The organism is Nonomuraea rubra, assembly GCF_014207985.1.
Lineage (GTDB): Bacteria > Actinomycetota > Actinomycetes > Streptosporangiales > Streptosporangiaceae > Nonomuraea > Nonomuraea rubra.
This window is the reverse complement of the sequence record NZ_JACHMI010000001.1, coordinates 3,680,133-3,701,529: the sequence shown is the minus strand read 5'-3', so window position 1 is coordinate 3,701,529 and position 21,397 is coordinate 3,680,133. Positions and strand designations below refer to the sequence as shown.

The 21,397-nt window shown below is 74.1% G+C and carries 19 protein-coding genes; 10 read left to right on the top strand and 9 right to left on the bottom strand.

Annotation, left to right across the window (positions count from 1 at the left end; genetic code table 11):
• The first annotated feature begins 4 nt into the window (after positions 1–4).
• Both HD593_RS16890 and HD593_RS16885 read left to right on the top strand, forming a co-directional pair.
• Positions 5–910 carry a dihydrodipicolinate synthase family protein gene (locus HD593_RS16890; protein ID WP_221524795.1) on the top strand — a complete coding sequence of 302 codons (906 nt, stop codon included), beginning with the start codon at positions 5–7 and terminating at the stop codon, positions 908–910.
• Positions 907–2,043 (top strand): mandelate racemase/muconate lactonizing enzyme family protein, encoded by a 1,137-nt coding sequence (locus tag HD593_RS16885; protein WP_185103065.1) that lies wholly within the window; start codon positions 907–909, stop codon positions 2,041–2,043. The genes HD593_RS16890 and HD593_RS16885 overlap by 4 nt, the downstream gene beginning before the upstream one ends.
• A 2-nt stretch (positions 2,044–2,045) precedes the next feature.
• On the opposite strand, the gene HD593_RS16880 is transcribed toward HD593_RS16885, so the two are convergent.
• From HD593_RS16880 to HD593_RS16860, 5 genes are all read right to left on the bottom strand, one after another.
• Positions 2,046–3,242 (bottom strand): ferric reductase-like transmembrane domain-containing protein, encoded by a 1,197-nt coding sequence (locus HD593_RS16880; RefSeq protein WP_185103064.1) that lies wholly within the window; start codon positions 3,240–3,242, stop codon positions 2,046–2,048.
• A 98-nt stretch (positions 3,243–3,340) separates the two neighbouring features.
• Positions 3,341–4,036, bottom strand: a complete 696-nt coding sequence (locus HD593_RS16875) for a DUF2271 domain-containing protein (protein WP_185103063.1) — start codon at positions 4,034–4,036, stop codon at positions 3,341–3,343.
• Between the two features lie 101 nt (positions 4,037–4,137).
• Positions 4,138–5,514, bottom strand: coding sequence for a glycoside hydrolase family protein (locus tag HD593_RS16870; RefSeq protein ID WP_185103062.1), 1,377 nt, complete (start codon positions 5,512–5,514; stop codon positions 4,138–4,140).
• 98 nt (positions 5,515–5,612) lie between these two features.
• Positions 5,613–7,397, bottom strand: a complete 1,785-nt coding sequence (locus HD593_RS16865; protein WP_185103061.1) for a glycoside hydrolase family 15 protein — start codon at positions 7,395–7,397, stop codon at positions 5,613–5,615.
• 94 nt (positions 7,398–7,491) lie between these two features.
• Positions 7,492–8,988 carry an FAD-dependent monooxygenase gene (locus HD593_RS16860; protein WP_185103060.1) on the bottom strand — a complete coding sequence of 499 codons (1,497 nt, stop codon included), beginning with the start codon at positions 8,986–8,988 and terminating at the stop codon, positions 7,492–7,494.
• Between the two features lie 53 nt (positions 8,989–9,041).
• Between HD593_RS16860 and HD593_RS16855 the strand changes: the two genes are divergently transcribed.
• Entirely contained in the window at positions 9,042–9,647 is a 606-nt protein-coding gene (locus tag HD593_RS16855; RefSeq protein WP_185103059.1) for a TetR/AcrR family transcriptional regulator C-terminal domain-containing protein, read from the top strand.
• A 64-nt stretch (positions 9,648–9,711) separates the two neighbouring features.
• On the opposite strand, the gene HD593_RS16850 is transcribed toward HD593_RS16855, so the two are convergent.
• Positions 9,712–10,908: an SGNH/GDSL hydrolase family protein gene (locus tag HD593_RS16850; protein WP_185103058.1), complete on the bottom strand. Its 1,197-nt coding sequence runs from the start codon at positions 10,906–10,908 to the stop codon at positions 9,712–9,714.
• Positions 10,909–11,050: 142 nt separating this feature from the next.
• Between HD593_RS16850 and HD593_RS16845 the strand changes: the two genes are divergently transcribed.
• The 5 genes from HD593_RS16845 to HD593_RS16825 all read left to right on the top strand — a co-directional run bounded on the left by HD593_RS16845 (position 11,051) and on the right by HD593_RS16825 (position 16,619).
• The gene (locus HD593_RS16845; protein WP_185103057.1) at positions 11,051–11,698 is read left to right on the top strand and encodes a TetR/AcrR family transcriptional regulator; all 648 of its coding nucleotides are present in this window, start codon (positions 11,051–11,053) and stop codon (positions 11,696–11,698) included.
• 10 nt (positions 11,699–11,708) lie between these two features.
• Positions 11,709–12,923, top strand: a complete 1,215-nt coding sequence (locus HD593_RS16840) for a sensor histidine kinase (RefSeq protein ID WP_185103056.1) — start codon at positions 11,709–11,711, stop codon at positions 12,921–12,923.
• On the top strand, positions 12,923–13,618 hold the full coding sequence (locus tag HD593_RS16835; RefSeq protein WP_185103055.1) for a response regulator: 696 nt from the start codon (positions 12,923–12,925) through the stop codon (positions 13,616–13,618). The genes HD593_RS16840 and HD593_RS16835 overlap by 1 nt, the downstream gene beginning before the upstream one ends.
• A gap of 41 nt (positions 13,619–13,659) precedes the next feature.
• A complete protein-coding gene (locus HD593_RS16830; RefSeq protein WP_221524794.1) occupies positions 13,660–14,373 on the top strand; it encodes an FkbM family methyltransferase in 714 nt (237 codons plus the stop codon).
• A 116-nt stretch (positions 14,374–14,489) separates the two neighbouring features.
• On the top strand, positions 14,490–16,619 hold the full coding sequence (locus HD593_RS16825) for a SpoIIE family protein phosphatase (RefSeq protein WP_312903505.1): 2,130 nt from the start codon (positions 14,490–14,492) through the stop codon (positions 16,617–16,619).
• Between the two features lie 82 nt (positions 16,620–16,701).
• Here the strand turns inward: HD593_RS16825 and HD593_RS16820 are convergent, their stop codons facing one another.
• Complete coding sequence (locus tag HD593_RS16820; protein WP_185103054.1) at positions 16,702–17,058, bottom strand: hypothetical protein; 357 nt, start codon at positions 17,056–17,058, stop codon at positions 16,702–16,704.
• A gap of 157 nt (positions 17,059–17,215) precedes the next feature.
• Here HD593_RS16820 and HD593_RS16815 point away from each other — a divergent pair, with 157 nt between their 5' ends.
• Both HD593_RS16815 and HD593_RS16810 read left to right on the top strand, forming a co-directional pair.
• Positions 17,216–19,312, top strand: coding sequence for a protein kinase domain-containing protein (locus HD593_RS16815; RefSeq protein WP_185103053.1), 2,097 nt, complete (start codon positions 17,216–17,218; stop codon positions 19,310–19,312).
• Between the two features lie 185 nt (positions 19,313–19,497).
• Positions 19,498–20,292: an FHA domain-containing protein gene (locus HD593_RS16810; RefSeq protein WP_185103052.1), complete on the top strand. Its 795-nt coding sequence runs from the start codon at positions 19,498–19,500 to the stop codon at positions 20,290–20,292.
• 16 nt (positions 20,293–20,308) lie between these two features.
• Here HD593_RS16810 and HD593_RS16805 read toward each other — a convergent pair whose 3' ends face one another.
• Positions 20,309–20,989 carry a response regulator transcription factor gene (locus tag HD593_RS16805; protein ID WP_185103051.1) on the bottom strand — a complete coding sequence of 227 codons (681 nt, stop codon included), beginning with the start codon at positions 20,987–20,989 and terminating at the stop codon, positions 20,309–20,311.
• 13 nt (positions 20,990–21,002) lie between these two features.
• Positions 21,003–21,389, bottom strand: coding sequence for a VOC family protein (locus tag HD593_RS16800; RefSeq protein WP_185103050.1), 387 nt, complete (start codon positions 21,387–21,389; stop codon positions 21,003–21,005).
• Positions 21,390–21,397: the final 8 nt, after the last annotated feature.

Sequence of the window (21,397 nt, the reverse complement as noted above, 5' to 3'; positions counted from 1 at the left end):
GCAGGTGCAGTCCCTGATCGAGATGCTGAACGACGTCGCGGCCGTCACCGTGACGCCCTTCGACGCGGGCGGCGCCGTCGACCTCGGCGCGAACGCCGAGCTGGTCCGCCGGCTGGTCGGCGCGGGCGTGAAGGTGATCACGCCCAACGGCAACACCGGTGAGTTCTACGCGCTGACGCCGGACGAGCGGCGCCGCGTGCTGGAGTCCACGGCCGCGGCGGCCGGTGACGGCGCGATCGTGCTGGCCGGGGTCGGGCTGGACGCGCTCTCGGCCGCCGAGGCAGCCCGGCACGCCCGCGACCACGGCGCCCGCGCGGTGATGGTGCACCAGCCGGTGCACCCGTACGTGGCGGCCGAGGGCTGGGTGGACTACCACCGGCAGATCGCCGAGGCCGTGCCCGAGCTGGGCGTGGTGCCGTACGTCCGCAGCCCGCGGATCACCGGCGAGGAGGTGGCGCGGCTGGGCGAGGCGTGCCCGAACGTGGTCGGCGTGAAGTACGCGGTGCCCGATCCGGTGAGGTTCGCGTCGGTGGCGCGGGATGCCGGGCTGGAGCGGTTCGCGTGGTTGTGCGGGCTGGCGGAGCCGTACACGCCGGCGTACTGGGCGGTCGGCGCCCGCGGCTTCACCTCCGGGCTGGTCACCGCGGCGCCGGAGCTGACGCTGCGCATGCGCGACGCGCTGCGGGCCGGCGACTTCGCCGCCGCGATGCGGGTGTGGGAGCTGATCAGGAGGTTCGAGGAGCTGCGCGGCGCGGACTCCTCGGCCGACAACGTGGCGGTGGTCAAGGAGGCCCTGGCGCAGCTCGGGCTCTGCCGCCGCGACGTGCGCCCGCCGAGCCGGGCGCTGCCGGCCGCCGTACGGGAGGAGGTGGCCGCGATCCTGGCCACCTGGCAGGAGGGAGCAGCATGAAGATCACCGCGTTGCGGACGTACATGCAGCGGGTGGACGTCCGCCCGCGCCTGCTGGTGAAGGTGGAGACCGACGAGGGGGTGTCCGGCTGGGGCGAGGCGTACAACCACGGGCCCGACCACGCGCTGATCCCCGTCCTGGAGTACATGTTCCAGCAGATCGAGGGCGTGGACCCGCGGCGGGTGGAGTACGTCGTGCGGCGGCTGCTGCAGGAGGCGCGCTTCCCGCCGGGCGCGATCGGGCTGGCCGCCATCGCGGCCATCGACCAGGCGCTGTGGGACATCTCGGGCAAGGCGGCGGGGCTGCCGGTCTACATGCTGCTCGGCGGCAACGTACGCGACCGGGTGCCCGTCTACTGCGGCGTCTACACCGCGCCGGACCCGCCCGCCTGCCGCGACCTCACCCAGGAGCTGAACGAACGGTACGGCTTCACCGCCTTCAAGCTCAGCCCGTACCGCCGCGACCTGTACGCGGGCCGCTGGGGCAACGTGGTGAAGGAGGCGGCCGAGTACTTCGCCGAGATCCGCTCGATCCACCCGGTGGAGTGGGAGTTCGCCTTCGAGGCGCACGCCCGCATCTTCGAGCCGCGCCAGGCGATCCAGCTCGGCAACGCGCTGGCCCCGTACGACCCGCTGTGGTTCGAGGAGCCGATCAGGCCCGAGTACCTCCCCGCCTGGGGGCACCTGCGCTCGCGGCTCGACGTGCCGCTGGCCACCGGCGAGTCGCTGTTCCTGCCGCAGGACTTCCTGGCCCTGCTGACGGCCGGCGGCGCCGACATCGTGCAGCCGGACGTGTGCGTGGTCGGCGGGCTTGCGCAGATGCGCAGGATCGCCACGATCGCCGAGACGCACTACGCGAGCGTGGCCCCGCACAACCCGATGGGGCCGCTGGCGACGGCCGTGAACGTGCACTTCGCCGCCGCGCACCACGGGCTCAAGCTGGTCGAGTACAAGCCGTGCGAGACCACCTGGTGCCCCGACCCGTACCTGCCCGTGGACGGATACCTGGAGCTACGGCCAGACCGGCCCGGCTGGGGAGTGGAGATCGACGAGTCGGTGCTGGGCAGCGACGACTACGTGCGCTGGGAGCGCGTGCTGCCGATCCGGCCGGACGGCTCGACCGGTTACGTCTGACCTCACCACTCGAAGCGCTCGCTGAACAGGCGGTCCGCGGGCACCCCATGCGCCCGCAGCTCAGCGACCATGCCCGCGACGAAGCCGGGGCCGCCGCAGACGAAGTACGCGGCGTCCCCGGGGGCGTCGCGGGTGATGCGGGCGGCGGTGAGCCGTTCGCCGCCGGGGTGCGCGGGCCGGTAGCGGGGACCCAGGTGCCGGTGAAGGTCCATCGGGTGGCGGGTGGCGTGGAAGAGCACGGCGTCCTGGCGGCGTACGGCCAGCTCCACGAACGGGGTGACCCCGATCCCGCCCGCCACCAGCACCGGCGGCCGCCCGCCGAGCTGGGCCTCGCGGGTGAACGTGCCGTACGGGCCGTCCACCAGCACCGTCGCCCCCACGGGCAGGGCGCGCAGGCGGGCGGTGAACGGGCCCGCGTCCTTCACCGCGAACACCAGCTCGCCGTCCCGCGCCCGCACCACGCTGAAGGGGTGCGAGCGCTCCATGGCGGCGGTGCGCAGGTGGCAGAACTGGCCGGGCAGCGGCCGGACCCCGCTCCCCCGCAGGCTGTACACGGTCACGCCGCCGGCGACCCGCTCGGCGCCCGCCAGCCGGTACCGCCTGGCCCGCAGCGGGGCGGCCAGCCGCCACCCGGCCACCCCGGCGAAGGCCGCCGCCAGCGCCAGCCAGTACGCCCGCAGCCACGGCAGCTCCGCCAGGAACGTGCCGATCCCGTACGCGTGCAGGAACACCAGGCCGACGAGGGGATACGACAGGTAGTGGACGCGCTGCCAGAGCCGGTGGCGGGTGACGGCGCGCAGCAGCGTGCTGCTCAGCCAGAGCAGCACGAACATCAGCAGCGCCAGGCGGCCCAGCGAGGTGTAGGTGGACTCGACCCAGGTGAAGTCGAGCAGCACGAGGTAGGCGGGGCCGTGCCGGTCGGCGATCAGCTCCAGGAGCGGGTGGAGCAGGACGAGGAAGGCACCGCTCGCGCCCAGCCATGCGTGGGCCGTCACGATCCTGCCCCGGTCGGCGCTGAACCATCCGGACACCTGGCGGGCGCCGAGCAGCACCTGCCACCACATGGCGAGCGCGCCCAGCAGGCCGACCACGCCCGCCGTGCCGGGCAGCGGGCCGCCGACCAGGTCGAGGTGGAAGAGCGGGTAGGCGAACGGCAGCGCGCTGAGCACGATCGCCGCCACCAGCCTGCGCAGCCGCAACGGCCGCGCCCCGCGCGAGCGCCGTCGGCCATCCCGCCTCGCCCCGCGCAGGAGCCGCCCGCCCGCCCTCTGTGAGGGCCGCCCGCCCGGCGGGTGCATCACGAGCCCCGGGTGTAGGTCGTCACCGCCGACGGGTCCAGCGGCTCGCCGGGCAGGAACGCGGCCCGCACGTCCGCGACCATCTCGCCTTCCGCCCTGGCCGCCTCGGGCAGGTACTCGGCGCGGGCCACCGAGGAGTCGGCCGCCTCCCCCAGCGTGATCGTGCCGGTGAACAGCACGCGGTTCTCCCACAGGAGGTTGCCCTCGACCCGGTAGACGTAGGTCCCGGCGGGCACGGGACGGCCGTTCCTGTCGGTGCCGTCCCAGTAGAGGGAGTGCGGGCCGCTCTCCTGCGCGGGCCGGCTCGCGCTCTGGACCTCCGCCTCCGTGGCGGTCTCCCAGCTCGCCTTCTCGCGCCACAGCGGCAGCGACATCGGCCGCCGCACGTAGCCGCCGTTGGCGGTGTAGCTGGTGGCGAAGAGCGTGCGGACGTACCCGCCGTCCTCGTCCTCGATCCAGACCGCGAGCTGGTTGCTGGCGTGCTGCGGCAGCCGGGTCAGGCGGTAGTCGACGCGGACGAGACCGAGCGTCCGCGCCGCCCGCTCCTCAGCGGCGGCGGGCTCGCCGGGCGCCGGCGCGGCCGCCGCCGGGGGCGTGGCCGGCCGGCCGTACAGGAGCTCGGCCCCTGTCGCGGCGGCCGCCACGCCGCTGATCACGACGATCGGCACCACGAGCCGGATGGACCTGTCGGGCATGACCGCATGCTTCCTTCCCCCGAAGCCGGACTTCCGGGGACGAGCCTAGGAAGATCACCCGAAAAATCGTGTGAAGGAGCGCGGTTCCGATCAGGCGACGGTCAGCGGGCACTCCACTTGATCTCGTACGCCTTGAGCGTGTACTCCTTGCCGTCCACGGTCGTGGTGACGTTCCCGTCGGTGGTGTTGACCAGCAGGAGCTGCTCCGGCTGGGCCAGCACCTTCACCGAGGGCTCGGAGGAGGAGACGTCCTCGATCGGCGCGCCGGCGGGGAACCACTTCACGAAGTTGTCCAGGAGCTGCGCCGTCTTCGTCTCCGACCCGCTCTTGGGATCCCACAGGCAGCCCCGGCAGGCGCCCTCCTTGGCCTGCGGGTTCCAGTAGAGCGCGGTGGCGGCGCCGCTGGACGCGAAGGCGATCATGGAGGCGGCCTGCACGGCCAGGCGCTTGGGCTCCGCCCAGTTCGTGCTGCCGTCCTCGGGCTCGTAGTACCACTCCGACCACCAGATCGGCATGTCGCCGGTCTTCTCCCGCAGCCACTTGGTGACGTCGGCGAACTTGGCCACCGCGCCGAACTCGTCCGGCAGCAGCTCGTGCGCGTCGGTGACCGAGGCGCCGTCCACGACGATGAAGTCGGCGCCCTTCTTGTTCTCGAACCAGTAGTTGAAGGCGTCGAGCACGTTCTGGTTGACGACCCCCCAGTCACCGCGCAGCTCCGTGTCGCCGCCGGCGTTGCTGTCGAAGCCGAGGTACGGGCCGCCGATCTGGGCGTCGGGCCGGACCGCCTTCACCGCGTCGTAGACCTTGTTGTACATCTCGGTGTAGCCCTTGTAGTCCGCGGGCTTGGAGTGGTCCTTCCAGAAGCCCTTGAACTCGTTCCACACCATGAAGTACTTGACGTCCTTGTACCGCTGGGCGACCGTCGCCGACAGCTTGGCGAACTCGTCGAAGAACTCGGGGTACGGCGCGTCCTCCAGGTGCTCGGCCCAGGCGGAGTCCGCCGTGGGGCCCTCGGGGCCGCCCTTCATCCAGTCGGGCGCGCAGCAGAGCGTGATCACCGGGGTGGCCTTGGACTGCCGCATGACGTTCATCCGGCTGTCGAGGTCCTCCCAGAAGTACTGCCCCGGGTACGGCTCGGGGTTCAGCGCGCCGAAGCCCATGATGTGCTGGTTCTGCAGCATCGGCGTGCGGGCGAGCCGGCCGGCCACGACCTGCTCGAACTCGCGGGTGACGTTGTTGGCGCTGACGCCCGTGTGCGTGAAGCCCCAGCGCGGCCAGCCCTCGTCCACCTTCGGCGGGGCCGCCGCCGGGCTCGCGGCCTGGGTCTGAGGCGCGGCGCTGGACTGCTGCGGCGCCGGCGGTGCCTGCTGTGTCCCCCCGCCCATGGTGCCGCAACCGGCCATGATCACGGCCGTCGCGGTGACCCCCATCACCCGGCCGAGCCTGTGCCAGAACGATCCCCCGCTAGTCGTCGCCACCCGATTCTCACCCGATCCCAACTCTGTGCATGCCGCTCGTAGCGTTCCATGCGTTGGCGAAGAGGGGCATATCGGGGAACGACTTTCACAGGTAATCGTTATCGTTCGGTGTTCAGGGGTGGATCAGAGGCCAGCGCCGTGGCGGTGTTGACGACGGCCAGGTGGCTGTAGGCCTGGGGGAAGTTGCCGACCTGGCGGCCGCGCTCGGTGTCGTACTCCTCCGACAGCAGCCCGACGTCGTTGCGCAGGCCCAGCAGCCGGTCGAACAGCTCGCACGCCTCCTCCCTCCTGCCGAGCAGCGCCAGCGCGTCGGCCAGCCAGAACGAGCAGGCCAGGAACGTGCCCTCGCCACCGGTGAGCTCGTCGAGGTTGTCCAGGTCGTGGCGGTGGCGCAGCACCAGCCCGTCCCTGCCCAGCTCGCGCCGCACGGCCTCGACGGTGCCCGCCACGCGCCGGTCGGACGGCGGCAGGAACCCGAGCCTGGGGATGAGCAGCAGCGCCGCGTCCACCCCGCGCGAGCCGTAGAACTGGGTGAACGTGTTGCGCTCCGCGTCGTAGCCCTGCTCGCACACCTCGCGGTGGATCTCCTCGCGCAGCGCCTTCCACCGGCCGGCGGGGCCCGCGTGGTCGCCGGACTCGGCGGTGCGGACCATGCGGTCGGCGGCGACCCAGGCGAGCACCTTGGAGTGGGTGAAGTGGCGGCGCGGGCCGCGGATCTCCCACAGGCCGTGGTCGGGGTCGCGCCAGTGGCCCTCCAGGTAGTCCATGAGGGAGCACTGCAGGTCCCACGCGGCGGCGTCGTGGTGGAGGCCGGCCTGCCTGCCCTGGTAGAGGCAGTCCAGCACCTCGCCGTAGACGTCGAGCTGGACCTGGGCGTACGCGGCGTTGCCGATGCGTACGGGACGGGAGCCCTCGTACCCGCGCAACCACTCCGCCCGCCACTCGGGGATGCGGCGGGTGCCGTCGAGCGTGTACATGATCTGCAGGTCGGCCGGGTCCCCCGCGACCGCGCGCAGCAGCCAGTCGCGCCAGGCCCTGGCCTCGTCCTCGAACCCGGCCCGCAGCAGGGCGCGCAGCGTGAACGACGCGTCGCGCAGCCAGCTGTAGCGGTAGTCCCAGTTGCGGGTGCCGCCGATCTCCTCGGGCAGCGACGTGGTGGGCGCGGCGACCAGGCCGCCGGTGGGGGCGTAGGTGAGCGCCTTGAGGGTGAGCAGGCTGCGCCGCACGGCCTCGCCGTACCTGGTGTCCGGCCGGTACGGGCAGTCGCGCAGCCAGCCGGTCCACGTACGGACGGTGTCGTCCAGCGCGGTGAAGGCGTCCACCCTGGCGGGGCGGGGCAGCCACGACTGCTGCCAGGTCAGCACGAACGGCAGCCGCTCGCCGGCCGAGACGGCGAAGCTCGCCGTGGTGGTGCCCGCGTTCTCGTCGAGAGGCACGGGCGCGTCCAGCCAGGCCGAGTCGGGGCCCGCCACGGCCGCCAGCTCCCCGCCGTCCTGGTGGGTCCAGGGCACGATGCTGCCGTAGTCGAAGCGCAGCGCCAGCTCCGTACGCATCTCGACGCGGCCGCGCACGCCCTCGACGATGCGGACGACGTCGGGCGCCTCGACGCGCGGCGGCATGAAGTCGAGCACCCGCACGCACCCGCCGTCCGCCTCCCACGTGGTCTCCAGGACGAGCGTGTCCTCCCGGTAGCGGCGCGCGGCCGTGGCGCGCTCGTCGGCGGGGGCCAGCAGCCAGCGGCCCGCGCCCGGCTCGTCGAGCAGCGCCGCGAAGCAGGCCGCCGAGTCGAACCGGGGCAGGCACAACCAGTCGATGGAGCCGTTCCTGCCCACGAGGGCGGCGGTCTGCATGTCGCCGATCAGCGCGTAGTCCTCGATCCGCATCGGTCCACCCCCTGGTCCGTCTAGTGCCCCGGGTCCACGCGATGGAACGCAGGGGTTGAGCCGGAGTCGCTCCCGCCGCCCTGCCCGGGCAAGGTCACGCCCACGTCTGGGCGGGCGGGGAGGTGGACTCCTCGCTCGCCCAGGCGACGTGGCCGTCCGGGCGTACGAGCGCCGCCCGCACCCCCGCCCACGCGCCGGCCGGATCGGCGAGCCGGACGCGGTGCCGGTCGGCGTGCGGCAGCCCGGGGTCCCGGTCGGCGTACGGCAGCCCGGGGTCCCGGTCGGCGTACGGCAGCCCGGGGCCTTCCGCACCCGAGGCGTCCTCGGCGGTCAGGTCCAGCAGGACGTGCCGGCCGGCGTGCATGAGCCCGTACAGCGTGCCGCCGCCGGCGAGGGGGAGGTCGGGTGCGCGGGTCCCGGCCAGCGAGTGAGCGGGGCCGGCCGGGGCGTAGCGCACGTCGAGCGCGGCCAGCCGCTCGGCCAGCGTGCGCGACAGCTCGGGCACCTCGTCGAGGAGCGAGCCGAGCAGCGAGCGCAACGCCTGCCCGTCATCGGAGATCGCCGTCATCAGCGCGGTCTGGGCCCTGGTGTGGCGCAGCAGCTCGGCGCCGACGGGGTGCCGCTCGGCGTGGTAGGTGCCGAGCAACCCGTCAGGCGCGGCGCCGCGTACGGTGGCCGCGAGCTTCCAGCCGAGGTTGGCCGCGTCCTGCACGCCGACGTTCAGCCCGACGCCGCCGGCGGGGAAGTGCATGTGCGCCGCGTCCCCCGCGAGCACGATCCGGCCCCGCCGGTACTGCTCCGCCTGCCGGGCGGCGTTCCCGAAGCGGGAGAGCCAGCGCGGGTCGTGCATGCCGAAGTCCGTGCCGAGCACGCGGGCGACCTTGGCCCGCAGCTCCTCCATCGTCAGCTCCCCGGGACGGCCGGGACGCAGGTCGTCGGCGGTCACGCCGACGAACCGGTGCACCCCGCCCGGCAGCGGCACCACCATGACGCCGCCGTCCCCGCCCGACACGCTGAGCGGCCCGGCGGGCGGGTCGTCCAGGACGACGTCGCCCAGCCAGCCCCAGACGGTGGGATCGGTCCCGGGGAAGCCGATTCCGGCCGCCTGCCTGACCGTGCTGCGGGTGCCGTCGCAGCCGGCGACGTAGCAGGCACGCAGCCGGTACGGCCCGTCCGGCCCGGCCACGAGCACGGACACCGCGTCCGCGTGCTCCTCCAGCCCGGTGACGCGGTGGCCGCGCAGCACGGTCGCGCCCAGCTCCCTGGCGTGCTCCTCCAGCAGCCTCTCCGTGTCGGCCTGCGGCAGGAACAGCGTGAACGGGTACGCCGTCTCCAGCACGCCGAAGTCCAGGCGGCGGGGCAACGAGCCGAAGTGCCCGGTCGGGATCGGCATGCCCGCCGCGAGGAAGCGGCCCGCCACCCCGCGCATGGCCAGCACCTCGAGCGTCCTGGGGTGGACGGTGACCGCCTTGGAGTGCGGGTCCCGCTCCTCGCGGGTCTCCAGCACGATCACCGGCACGTCGTGCAGCCGCAGCTCGGCGGCCAGCCACAGTCCCGTCGGCCCGGCGCCGACGACGATGACGGGGTCCATCACACCACCTTCTTGGTCGCTGACCAATTACGGAGCCCGAGTAAACTAGGTCAGTGACCAAAAGGCAACCCCGGGCCGACCGCCTGGACCCCGGCACCGTCGTGGCGGCGGCCCTGCGACTGCTGGACGGCCAGGGGCTGGAGGCCGTCTCCACGCGGGCCGTGGCGAGCCTGCTCGACGTGCGGATGAACACCGTGCTCTGGCACGTCAAGACCAAGTCCAGGCTGCTGGAGCTGATGGCCGACGCGATCGTCGGCGAGATCTCCCTGGACGGCCTGCCGGAGGCCGCGCCGGAGCGGGCCAGGGAGCTGATGCGGCGCTATCGCGGCGCGCTGCTGCGGCACCGCGACGGCGCCGCGCTGGTGGCGGGCACCTACGCCGCCGAGCCGGCCACCCTGCGCTTCTCGGACGCGGTCCTCGCGGCCCTGATGTCCGGCGGCGCGTCCGCGCGGGAGGCGGCCTGGACGCTGACCGCGATGGTGTACTTCACGCTCGGCCTCACGCAGGAGGAGCAGGGCATGGCGGAGGCGGACGAGGCCCGGCTGCGCGCCGCCGTGGCCGCCGGCTCCTATCCCGCCCTCAGCGAGGCCGCCGGCCACCTCACGGAGGGCACGTTCGACGAACGGTTCGAGGACGGGCTCGACCGCGTCCTCGCCTGACGCGACCGCGAGAGGCGCGGCTCACCTGACGCGGCCGCGTCGGGCGCGGCTCAGCGGAACAGCGTCAGCGGAACAGCGTGAGCGGGACGGCCTCGGCCAGCGCGCGGTAACCCGCCGGGCTCAGGTGGAGGTGGTCGCCCTCGTCGTACGCCGCCGCCAGCCGGCGGGGCTCGGCCGGATCGCGCACCGCCCGATCGAAGTCGATCACCGCGTCGTACGGCCCCCCGCCGCGGATCCACGCGTTGACCGCCTGCCTGGCCTCCTCCCGGTGCCCCTCGGGGTCGTCGTACGGGTCGCTGCCCCCGAACGGCGTCAGCGTGGCCCCGTACACGAGCAGGTCGCGAGCGTGGGCGCGGACGGCGATCTGCTCGTAGGCGGCGAGCAGGTCCGCCACCACCTCCCGCTGGGCCGCCCGGGTGGCCGGCGCGGTGCCGAGGTCGTTGACGCCCTCGAAGACGACGAGCCAGCGGGCGGCGCTCTGGGCGAGGACGTCCCGGTCCAGCCGGGCCAGGGCACTGGGCCCGAGGCCGTCGTTCAGCACCCGGTTGCCCCCGGCGCCCTGGTTGGCGACGGCGACGCCGGGCGGGAGCCGGTCGAAGAGCAGGTCGGGCCAGCGGTCGTTGCCGTTGGTGGTGGAGCCGCGGCCGTCGGTCAGCGAGTCGCCCAGCAGGACGAGCGTCGCCGCGCCCGGCTCGGACCAGACCTCGGCGCCGCTGAGCAGGTACCAGTGGTCGACGGGGGTGGCGGCGGGCAGGTCGGCGGCGTCCACGTGGTCGCCGGTGGCCAGGTGGGAGGTGGTCCTGGAGCCGGGGTGCGAGGTGAGGGCGGAGGAGGCCAGGCCGCGGTCGAGGTGGACGGTCACGGTCAGCACCGCGCCGGGGCGCACGTCGAGCTCCACCGGATCGGACACGACGTGCGCCCCGGCCGGGACGGTGGTGGAGGCACGGCCGGAGAACGTGACAGGCCGGGACGTCTCCGCCCGGATGCCGCTCACCCCCGCCGAACCGTTCAGCGGCAGCGCCACGGCCACGCGGGTGATCGGGAGCGGCGCGCCCCCGAACGTGTTGGACAGCCGCAGCCGCACCCGTCGCCCGCCCAGGGACACGCGCAGCGTCTGCCGCAGCGTGGTGTCCGCCAGGGTCAGCCCCTCCTTGGCGTACGGCGGGGGCGGCATGTTGTCCGGCTCGGTGAGCTGGGGCATCGCCGTCCACGTGGTGACCCAGCGGCCGGTCGGCGGGCTGAACGGGGGCGACAGGGACATGAGGGGCGGCTCCACTCGGTAGGCGAAACTTTCGGCACGATAGCGAACGTTTCGCCGCCTCCTCTCCCCGGGTCACGGTTTTTACCGGCACTTGTCGATCAAGTCATAGGTACGGCGGCCCTTCACGCCTAGGGTCGCCACCATGGACTCTGCAGACGGCGACGGGCGGGAGCTGATTCTGCGGACCGCCACCAGGCTGTTCTCCGCGCTCGGCTACGACAGCTCCTCCGTCGCGCAGGTCGCCGAGGCGGCCGGGGTGAGCCAGGAGGAGCTCGGCGCCCACTTCACCGGCAAGCGCGAGCTCTACCTGGCGGTCATGGAGCAGGTTCGCAACCTGTTCGCGGAGGCCGTCACGCCGCATGTCGACGCGCTGATGGCGGCCCCGCCCGAGCGCTGGGCGCCGGCGCTGCACGACTTCATCGACGGCTACATCGACTTCTGCGTGGCCCATCCCGAGCTGCCCGCGCTGTGGATGCACCGCTGGCTGTCCGACGCCAGCGACATCATCGACCTGGAGGCGGAGAACGCCCAGCCGCTGACGCAGTACATCGTGGAGGGCGTCGACACGCTGGCCGAGGCGGCGGGCGCGGACCCGCTGCACACCACGTACACGCTGGTCTGGTGCATCCACGGCTTCGTGCTCAGCGGGGTGCTGAACGGCAGCGGCTACCGGCGCGGCAGCGAGGACGAGCACCAGCTGCGGCGCTTCCGCGACCACATGCACCTGATGCTCGGCCGCGCGCTGGGCCTGCCCGACCACCGGGCCGGCGAGCGCGCGCCCAGCCCATAGGCTGAGGTTCATGGGGGTTCTGGGCCGGTTACGCGGCATCCGGGTGCCTGACTCGCCGGGCACCGGGCGGCCGGTCGCGCGGCGCGGGACGTTCGTCGCGGCGGCCGGCGCGGTCCTCGTCGTGGACGCGCTGATGCTGGTGACGGGCCCGGACTTCGGCGCGCTGGCCGTGGTGGCCGCCGTCCTGCTCGCCGGGCCGGTGTTGCTGGCGTGGTACCGGCCGATGGCCGGCTGGGCCGCGATGGTGGTGGTGCAGGTGCTGCTCGGCGGCATGGGGATCGTGCTGGGGAGCCCCCTGATGGTCCAGCCGTGGCTGATCCACCAGCTGCTGGCGCAGTTCGCGGTGATGTACGTGGTGGCGCTGTCGTCGCCCCTGTGGGTGACCGCGGGCGCGTTCGCCGTGACCACGGCGGCGGTGGGCGCCGTGGCGGCGCTGCTCGGCGTGGACGGCCAGCGGCTGGCCATGGGCATGCTGAGCTGGGTGCTGGCCCTCCTGGTCGCCGTCGTCCTGGGGCACGCCAGGCGGGCCATGCGGCTGAGCACCCTGCGGGTGGCCGAGGAGCTGGGGCGGCGGCGGCTGCTGGAGGAGCGCTCGCGCATCGCCAGGGAGCTGCACGACGTGGTGGCCCACCACATGTCGGTGATCGCGGTGCAGGCGGCCAGCGCGCCGTACCGGATCGAGGGCGGGGTGGGCGAGGCGGCCGCGCGGGAGTTCGCGGCCATCAACGCCGCCGCCCGCGAGTCGCTGCGCGACATGCGGCACCTGCTCGGCGCGCTGCGCGGCTCCGGCGAGGCGGCCCGCACCGAGCCGCAGCCGAGCCTGGCCGACCTCGGCAGGCTCGTGGAGTCGGTACGGCGGGCCGGTGTGCCCGTCGAGACCGCGATCGGCGACCCGGTGCCGTCGCCGTCGCCGGTGGCGTCGCTGACGGCGTACCGGATCGTGCAGGAGGCGCTGAGCAACGTCGTACGGCACGCGCCCGGCGCCAGGACCACCGTCACCGTCGGCGACGGCGCCGGCGGCCTGACCGTGATCGTCGAGAACGAGCCGCCCGCGCGGCCAGGCACGGCGGCGGACGGCTCCGGGCTCGGGCTGATCGGCATGCGGGAGCGGGTGGCGGCGCTGGGCGGCGGCTTCACCGCGGGAGCGACGGAAGGGGGCGGCTTCGCCGTGCGCGCGGAGCTGCCGTGGGAGTCGGTGGCGGCGCCGCCGGGAGGAGACGCTTGATGATCACGGTGCTCGTCGCCGACGACCAGGCGATGATCAGGGCCGGGTTCGCCTCGCTGCTGGCCGCGCAGCCGGACGTGCGGGTGGTCGGGCAGGCCGCGGACGGCCTGGAGGCGGTGGCGGCGGCCCGCGACCTGCGGCCCGACGTCGTGCTCATGGACGTCCGCATGCCGAACCTCGACGGCCTGGAGGCCACCCGGCGCATCACGGACGCGGGCCGGGAGACGAAGGTGCTGATCCTGACCACGTTCGACATCGACGACTACGTCTACGCGGCCCTGCGCGGCGGGGCCAGCGGCTTCCTGCTGAAGGACGCGCCCCCGGAAGACCTGATCACCGCCGTCCGCGTCGTCGCCGGCGGCGAGGCGCTGCTCGCCCCTTCGGTCACGCGCAGGCTCATCGAGGAGTTCGCGGCCAGGCGGCCCATCGACGAGCGGGAGGCGCTGCGGCTGAACGCGCTGACCGCCCGGGAGCGGGAGGTGCTCAGGCTGGTGGCGTCCGGGCTGGCCAACGCGGAGATCGCGGCGGAGCTGACCATCGCGGCGGAGACGGTGAAGTCGCACGTGGGCCGCATCTTCACCAAGCTGGGGCTGCGGGACCGGGCGCAGGCGGTGGTGCTCGCCTACGAGAGTGGCCTCGTGGTGCCGGGCGCTCCCCCCGCGGAGGCACGGCGAGGCCGGCGGCTGCGCTCCTGAGGGGGATCCGGCCCGCCCCTTCCCGTTCCTAGTCTCGGCGCATGATCAGATTGGGTGCCGCGGCAGGGCTGCTGCGGGCAGGGGCGCGGGTCTCGCTGAGCGAGCCGGAGTTGCTGGGGCTGGCCGGGTTCGTCCGGCCGGGCGCGGTCTGCTTCGACATCGGGGCCGCGTACGGGATGTACACCTATCCGCTGGCCAGGCTGGCGGGCCCGGCGGGGCAGGTGCACAGCTTCGAGCCGCTGCCGGTGCCGTACCGGCTGCTGGAGATGGGGGTGCGGGCCTCGGGGGCGCGCAACGTGCGGGTCACCAACGCGGCGATGGGCGCGTCCACCGGGTGGACCCGGCTGCGGCTGCCGTACCGCTTCGGCCTGCCCATCCACGGCTGGGCCCACCTCGACGAGGGGCTCAAGACCCCCTTCCGGCTCGCCGCCGGCAGGACGCTGGAGGTGGCCGTGCACACCGTGGACCGGGTGTGCGAGCTGCGGGAGCTCTCCCGGGTGGACTTCATGAAGGTGGACGTCGAGGGGTTCGAGCCGGTCGTGCTGGAGGGGGCGGCGTGGACCATCGAGCAGCACCGCCCTGCCCTGCTGCTGGAGATCGAGGAGCGGCACCTGGGCAAGTACGGCGGGACGGCCGCCGAGGTGGCGGCGTCGCTGACCGGGCGCGGCTACCGGATGCGCGTCTGGAGCGGCGGACGGTGGAGCCGCACGGACACGGTGAGCAGGCGGTGGCGCAACTACCTCTTCACCACCTGATCACGAATATGGGCGGAACGTAACCAAACCACTACACATTCACGTGTAACCTGCCCGTATGGGTGATTTCGTGCGGATAGCGCACTCACGGTACGTGAGCAGGGCTAGCTGAGGCGGTGCGGGAGGAGGACGTCCCGGCTCCTGGCGCGGCGAACGGTTCGTCCCGCCTGGACGAGCTGCTGATCGAGGCCGTCGTCAGCTGCGGCGCGCACATCGGCGCCGCCTACCTGCTGGACGACACCGGCCAGATCCTGCAGATGGCCTCCGAGGTCGGCCTGCCCGCGCCGATCGCCAGGGCGTGGTCCAGGGTCAGGACGAGGGACCCGGTGCCGATCGCCGTGGCGGTCCACGAGCTGCGGCTGATCTGGATCAGCGGGCGCGAGCACCTGGCCCGCGAGTTCCCCGCGGCGGCGCTGGCGCTGCCGTATCCGTTCGCCGCCGTCCTGTCGCCCATCTGCGCCGGGGGTGAGGTGCAGGGCGGGTTCATGCTGCTGTGGCCGGCCGGCCAGTCGTCGGAGCTCGGCCGCCGCCAGCGCGACATCGTCGACAGGGCCTGCGCCACGATCGGCGAGCTGGTGCGGGAGGCGGGCCTGCGAGGACGGCCGATCAAGGCCGGGTCCCAGCCGCGGCTCCTCGGCCCGCGGCCCGTGCGCCCGACGGACCCGCGCGCCGACCTCGTCGCCCTGGAGTGCCTCAACCGGCTGCCCGAGGGCTACTGCATGCTCGACGTGGAGGGCCGCGCGACGCTGGTCAGCGCCCCGGCCGCCGACCTGCTCGGGGTTACCCCGTCCGCGCTGCTCGGCAGGCGCCTGTGGGAGGTGCTGCCGTGGCTGGCCGACCCCGCGTACGAGGACCGTTACCGCGCCGCGATCATCGCCCGGCAGACCACCCGGTTCGCCACCCGCGGCCCCGCCGGCAGGCAGCTGTCGTTCTGCCTGTTCCCCGGCCTGACCGGCATCACCCTGCGCATCACCCCGGGCGCGGTGTCCCCCGGCTCCTCGCCCGACCCCGTCACGGGCGGCGACCCCACGCTGCAGGTCATCGCGGTGCACGACGTCCTGCTGCTCGCCACCGCGCTGGCCAGGGCGGTGACCGCCCAGGAGGTGCTCGACCTGGTCGCCGACCACGTCATGCCCGTCTACAACGTGCAGGCGCTGGCCATCCTCACCTCCAAGGGCGGGCGGCTGCGGGTGGCCGCCTCTCGCGGCTACAGCCGGCGGGCGATCGACGAGTTCGACGGCCGGCCGGTCATCCCCGTCGCGCCCACCGGCCGGCCGTTCAACCCGGGCAAGCCGGCGTTCTTCTCCAACTGGGACCAGTTGCGCGCCGCCTACCCGGACGCCATCCGCTCCGACGACATGTGCGCCTGGGCGTTCCTGCCGCTGGTCACCTCCGGCCGGCCGATCGGCACGTGCATCCTCGCCTACGACCGGCCGCACCGGTTCAGCACCCAGGAGCGGGCCACGCTCACCGCGCTCACCGGGCTGATCGCCCAGGCCTTCGAGCGCGCCCGGCTCTACGACGTCAAGCACCAGGTCGCCCAGTGCCTGCAGTCGAGCCTGCTGCCCCATGAGCTGCCGCGGATCCCCGGCCTCGACGTGGCCGCCAGGTACGTGCCCGCCACCCCCGGCATGGACATCGGCGGCGACTTCTACGACCTGATCCGCCTCAGCGACACCATGGCCGCGGCCGTCATCGGCGACGTGCAGGGGCACGACGTGACCGCCGCCGCGCTCATGGGCCAGGTACGCACCGCCATCCGCGCCCACGCCACGGCCGGCGGCAGCGCCGGCGACGTGCTCGCGCACACCAACCGGCTGCTGGTCGAGCTGGCGCCCGACCGCTTCACCAGTTGCCTGTACGTCTGCTTCGACCTGCGCAGGCACACCGCGTGCCTGTCCAGCGCCGGCCACCTGCCGCCGGTGCTGGGCCGGCCCGGCGCCCCGGCCCGGGTCATCGACACCGCCCCCGGCCTGCTGCTCGGCATCGACCCCGAGGCCGAGTACGCGACCACGACCCTGCCCATGGAGCCCGGCGCGGTCTTGACCCTCTACACCGACGGCCTCATCGAGGAGCCGGGGCTCGACCTGGGCGACGCCATCGCCGCCCTGGCCGGCCGCTTCGCTCCCGCGCCCGGCCAGCCCCTGCACGACCTGGCGGAGACGCTCATCGAGCCGGCCACGATCGAGCGGCGCACGGACGACATCGCCGTCCTGCTCCTGCGCGACACGTTCACCGAGCCGTGACCCGTTCCTGGAGCGGCGAGTCGTGACCCGCTCCGGGATCGGCCGGCCGTGACCTCGCGGCCGGCCGATCCCGGGGCCGCGATCAGCGCCGGGCGGTGAGTCGCAGCACCGCCTTTCCTGACGACAGCGAGACCACGCGCACGCCGATGTGGTTGACCGACCCCGTCGAGCCCTCGCCGAGGAACGCCTGCGACATCACGCCCGGCCCGGTGCCCTTCACCCGGACGGTGGTGGAGTTGAAGGTGATGGCCAGCCTGGACAGGCCGAAGCGGGAGCTGACCCGGAACGAGACGCCCTTGGTGAGGGTGAGCTTGCACGTGCCGTCGTAGCAGGCCCGCAGGTTGGGCTTGGCGGCGGCGGACGCCGTGGGGGCGGCGAGCGGGACGAGGGCGACGGACGCCGCCGCCGCCAGGGCGGCGAACCTGATCGTGGGGGGCATGATCCTCCTTTGGTTCTCGACGCGCCCAGTATGTGGCGTTCGCACCGGGACCGGTCCCGGTGAAACGCTGCGTGTTCGCGATCTCACTCGATAGATTCTGGACGTGCGCTTCCTGCAACGGTCTCCCCGGCCAGAGGGAGTACGCCCGGGTACGACCGTGGACGGCCGGTACCGGCTGGTACGCGGCCTCTCCCGGGGGCCGGCCGGCGAGGTCTGGCTCGCCCGCGACCTGGAGCTGGGCCGGGACGTCGTACTCAAACGGCTTTCCGTGGACGGAGCTGCGGGCTCCGACCGGCCGCTGGCCGAGGCGCGGGCCCTGGCCAGGTTCAGCCACCCGCACGTCGTCACCCTCTACCACGCGGTGCGGGGCCGGACGGCCTCGTGGCTGGTGATGGAGCACGTGCCCGGCGGGAGCCTGGAGGGGCGGCCGGGGCTGGCGCCGGGGGTGGCGGCGCGGATCGGGGCCCAGATCGCCGACGCCCTGGCGGCCCTGCACGCCGAGGGCATCGTGCACTGCGACATCAAGCCCGGGAACGTGGTCGTCACCGGCGACGGGACGGCCAAGCTGGCCGACTTCGGGGCGGCGTACCGGGTGGGCGGGGCCGAGACCGTCACCCCGAACAGCGCGGTCAGCTACACGCCCGACTACGCGGCGCCGGAGGTGGTGCGCGGGCAGCCGCAACCCGAGTCGGACGTGTTCTCGCTCGCGGCCACGGTGTACGCGCTGGTGACCGGCGACCCACCCCGCCGGGGCTCGCGCAGACCCCGCCGCGCCGACGAGCGCGCGGCTGGGCACTCGGATCGGCGGGGATCAGAGCACGAACCCGGACGCTCAGACGGGAGCCATCCGAAGCGCGAGCCCCGCCGCTCAGACGGAAGCGAAGCGGAGCACGCCCCACAGCGGGCGGACGAGGGCGACCCGGAGCGCGACCTCTGGCGTTCGGAGGAACGCGATTCGGAGCGCGGGCCCCGGCACGCAGGCGAGCGCCCGGTGGATCCCGTGGAGGCGTTCATCTCCGCGCGGGAGGCGGCCCGGGGGGTCGTGACGATGGACGTCGACGTGGGGCCGCTGGCCGACGTCCTGGCGGCGATGATGCGGCGCGATCCCGGGGAGCGGCCGGACGCGGCCGAGGCGCGGCGGCGGCTGGAGGAGGTCGCGGACCCGGCGGGCGCCGTACCCGCGCTCGCCCAGGCCCCCGGCGACGAGCCGGAGCCCGGCGGGTTACCGGCGCGAGGAAGGTTCGCGGCGGGTGCGCTCCCGGCCGTGCTGGCGGCCGTGCTGGCAGCCGTGCTGGCGGCCGTGCTGGCGGCCGTGCTCGCCATCGCGCTGTGGGCCTGGAGCGGCGGCCTGAGCTCGCAACCGGCGGGCACGGGAACCGAGAGCGGCGGCCTGACCTCGCCGCCCGCCCGCGACGTGATCGGCGACCGGCGCACCGCCGACCCCTGCGCGCTGCTGCGCCCCGCCACCCTCGGCCGGTTCGGCCGTACCGAGCTGGACCCCGACTACGGCAACTTCGACCGCTGCGACGTCCTCGTCACTCCCCCGTCCGACACGGTCGTGGACGTCAGGGTGGACCTCAACCTCGACCCGCCGCCGGAGCAGGCGCAAGCGGCCAGGACCACGGGCCTCGTCACGGTCGTCGCGGACCCGGGCGAGAGCCACGCGTGCAACCGCACGCTGGTGCTGGACGGCGTCACCGACATGACGATCACGGTCACGGCCAAGCGCGACGACGACGGCGAGGCCGCGCTGTGCGACATCGCCGACGCGGCCACGGACGACGCCGTGCGCACGCTCAACCAGGGCCCGCTCGCCCGCCGCTCCCCCGGCTTCCCCACCGGGTCCCTGGCCCGGCAGGACGCCTGCACACTCCTCCACGCGCGGGCCCTGGAGATCGTCCCCGGGATCGACGCCGCCGACCCGGATCGCGGCTACGGCGGCTGGGACTGCGAGTGGGAGAGCACCACCAGCGACATCTGGCTCGACCTGACGTTCGACCGGGGCCGCCCGCCGGACGCGGCGGGCGGCACCTCCACGCGGCTCAACGGGCTGCCCGCCTACATCCGCCCGGCGGCCGAGGGTGAGGAGACCTGCCTGGTACAGGTCGTCTACCGGACCTACGCCGACGTACGCGGCCAGACCGCCGCCGAGACCCTGCTCCTCCTGGTCGGCGGGTCCCGCCCGACGGAGCGGCTGTGCCGGATGGCCACCCACCTGGCCGGCGCGGCGACCGCCCGCCTGCCACGCGCATGAAGCCGTACGGGGGCGGGCGGGCACCCAGCGCGCCCGCAGGGCTCCGGACGCGGAGCGAGCCCGCAAGGAGCCTGGAGCGAGACGAGCGCGTCGCGTCCGGGAAGGGTCCCGGAGGGGGCCGGGCACGCTGGGGTGGGAAGCGCCGGAGCCCCGGGCTCCGGGCAGCCAGGAGAGGGAGGAGTGCGATGGACGTCCCTGACAGCCTCGCCCGAGGGGTCGCGCCCGCCCCGCCGGGCACGCTGCACGCCCGCAGCGTCAACGGCGGCGTCGAGATGCCGCCCAGGCCGGGCCTGACCGTGCGGTTCGGCCGGGGGGAGCGGCCCGACGTGGATCTGTGCGTCGGGGAGGACGACCTGTGGGTGAGCCGCCGCCACGGCGAGCTGACCTTCAGCAAGCAGCGCTGGTGGCTGCGGAACACCGGCCAGCAGCTCCTGCGCCTCCCCCGGGGCCGCCTGATGCACGCGGCGACCAAGGCGTTCCCGCTGGCGCCCGGCTACACGCCGGTGTTCGTGCGCGGCTCCGGCTTCCGCGAGCACCTGGTGGAGCTGTACGTCACGGGTCACGACGAGGAGCGGGCCCCGCGCCGCCGGGCGGCGACGCTGCCGCCCCGGAGGTGGCCGCTGGACGACGACGAGCGGCTGCTGCTGGTGGTGCTGGGCCAGCGTTACCTGCTGTACGAGGAGGGCCCCCGCCCCCTCTCGTACCGGCAGGCGGCCGAGCAGCTCGCCTACCTGCGCCCCGGCGGCGACTGGCGGGAGCGCAGGATCGAGAACCGGATCGAGACCGTGCGCCGCCGCCTGGACGCGGGCGGATTCCCGTACCCGCTGACGCACGACAAGGCGGCGGGCGGCCCGTCGGACAACCTGCTGCACAACCTGCTGCGCGGGCTGGTGGAGTCGACGACGCTGGTGCCGCCGGACCTCGACCTGCTGGAGGACGACCTCGAATCGCTGCCGGGCGAGGAAGGCCCTGCGGGCTGACGTCCCGCTCGAACAGCTAGGGCTCGCGCAGCATGAAGCCCGACCCGCGTACGGTGTGCAGCATGCGCGGGGCGCCGCCCGACTCCAGCTTGCGGCGCAGGTGGGCGGCGAGGGTGTTCAGCGGGCTGTCGCCGACCTCGAAGTCGTACCCCCAGACGCGCTCCAGGAGCAGGGCGCGGGACATGGGGATGCCGGCGTTGCGGGCCAGCACCTCCAGCAGGTCGAACTCGCGCCGCGTCAGCTCGATCTCGCGGCCGTCGAGGGTGACCCGGCGGGCGGCCGGGTCGAGGAGCAGGGGGCCGGCCCTGACCGTGGTGCGGGAGGCGGGGGCGGTGTGGCGCAGGAGGGCGCGCAGGCGCAGGGCCAGCTCGTACAGGTCGAACGGTTTGAGCACGCAGTCGTCCGCGCCCGCCGCGAGCCCGGCCGCGCGGTCGTCCACCTCGTCCCGCTCCGACAGCATCAGTACGGGCATCCGGGTGCCCGTCGCGCGCAGCCGGGTGCAGACCTCGACGCCGGACATGCCGGGCATGGAGACGTCCAGCACGATCGCGTCCGGTGGGGACTTGTCGACGCGGTCGAGCGCGAGCGGCCCGGAGTCGACGATGTCCACGGCGAAGCCCTCCATGCGCAGGCCGCGCCAGAGGGCGCGCAGGATCGCCCAGTCGTCGTCCACGGCGAGGATGCGGTATGCGCTCATGGGCGGGCTCCGGTCAGCGGGGATCGCGGCGCAGGGGGTGGTCGGCCGGGACCTGGACCAGGACGATATGGTGGCCGTCGGGGTCGGCGATCCACGCCTCGATCAGCCCCCACGGCTCCTGGCGGGCCTCCCGCAGCACGGCGACGCCCGCCTCGCGCAGCCGCTCCTGCTCCCGCGCCACGTCGCGCACCTGCAGCCAGAGCTGGATCCCCGGCCCGGCCGGGGCCTGCGCGGACCCGGACAGCTCCAGGAGCCCCTGGCCCAGGAAGAAGACCACGCCCGGGTGGTCCGGCGGGCCGAACTCGCGGTAGACGGCCAGGCCGAGCGTCTCCGCGTAGAAACGGCGGCTGCGCGTGGGGTCGCGGGGACGCAACAGCACGCGACTGCTCAGCACCTCCATGCCGAACC

Coding starts and splice junctions, on each gene's coding strand:
- HD593_RS16885 (WP_185103065.1), top strand. CDS start 907: ATGAAGATCACCGCGTTGCGGACGTACATGCAGCGGGTGGACGTCCGC.
- HD593_RS16875 (WP_185103063.1), bottom strand. CDS start 4,036: ATGCCCGACAGGTCCATCCGGCTCGTGGTGCCGATCGTCGTGATCAGC.
- HD593_RS16865 (WP_185103061.1), bottom strand. CDS start 7,397: ATGCGGATCGAGGACTACGCGCTGATCGGCGACATGCAGACCGCCGCC.
- HD593_RS16860 (WP_185103060.1), bottom strand. CDS start 8,988: ATGGACCCCGTCATCGTCGTCGGCGCCGGGCCGACGGGACTGTGGCTG.
- HD593_RS16850 (WP_185103058.1), bottom strand. CDS start 10,908: ATGTCCCTGTCGCCCCCGTTCAGCCCGCCGACCGGCCGCTGGGTCACC.
- HD593_RS16845 (WP_185103057.1), top strand. CDS start 11,051: ATGGACTCTGCAGACGGCGACGGGCGGGAGCTGATTCTGCGGACCGCC.
- HD593_RS16840 (WP_185103056.1), top strand. CDS start 11,709: ATGGGGGTTCTGGGCCGGTTACGCGGCATCCGGGTGCCTGACTCGCCG.
- HD593_RS16835 (WP_185103055.1), top strand. CDS start 12,923: ATGATCACGGTGCTCGTCGCCGACGACCAGGCGATGATCAGGGCCGGG.
- HD593_RS16830 (WP_221524794.1), top strand. CDS start 13,660: ATGATCAGATTGGGTGCCGCGGCAGGGCTGCTGCGGGCAGGGGCGCGG.
- HD593_RS16820 (WP_185103054.1), bottom strand. CDS start 17,058: ATGCCCCCCACGATCAGGTTCGCCGCCCTGGCGGCGGCGGCGTCCGTC.
- HD593_RS16810 (WP_185103052.1), top strand. CDS start 19,498: ATGGACGTCCCTGACAGCCTCGCCCGAGGGGTCGCGCCCGCCCCGCCG.
- HD593_RS16805 (WP_185103051.1), bottom strand. CDS start 20,989: ATGAGCGCATACCGCATCCTCGCCGTGGACGACGACTGGGCGATCCTG.
- HD593_RS16800 (WP_185103050.1), bottom strand. CDS start 21,389: ATGGAGGTGCTGAGCAGTCGCGTGCTGTTGCGTCCCCGCGACCCCACG.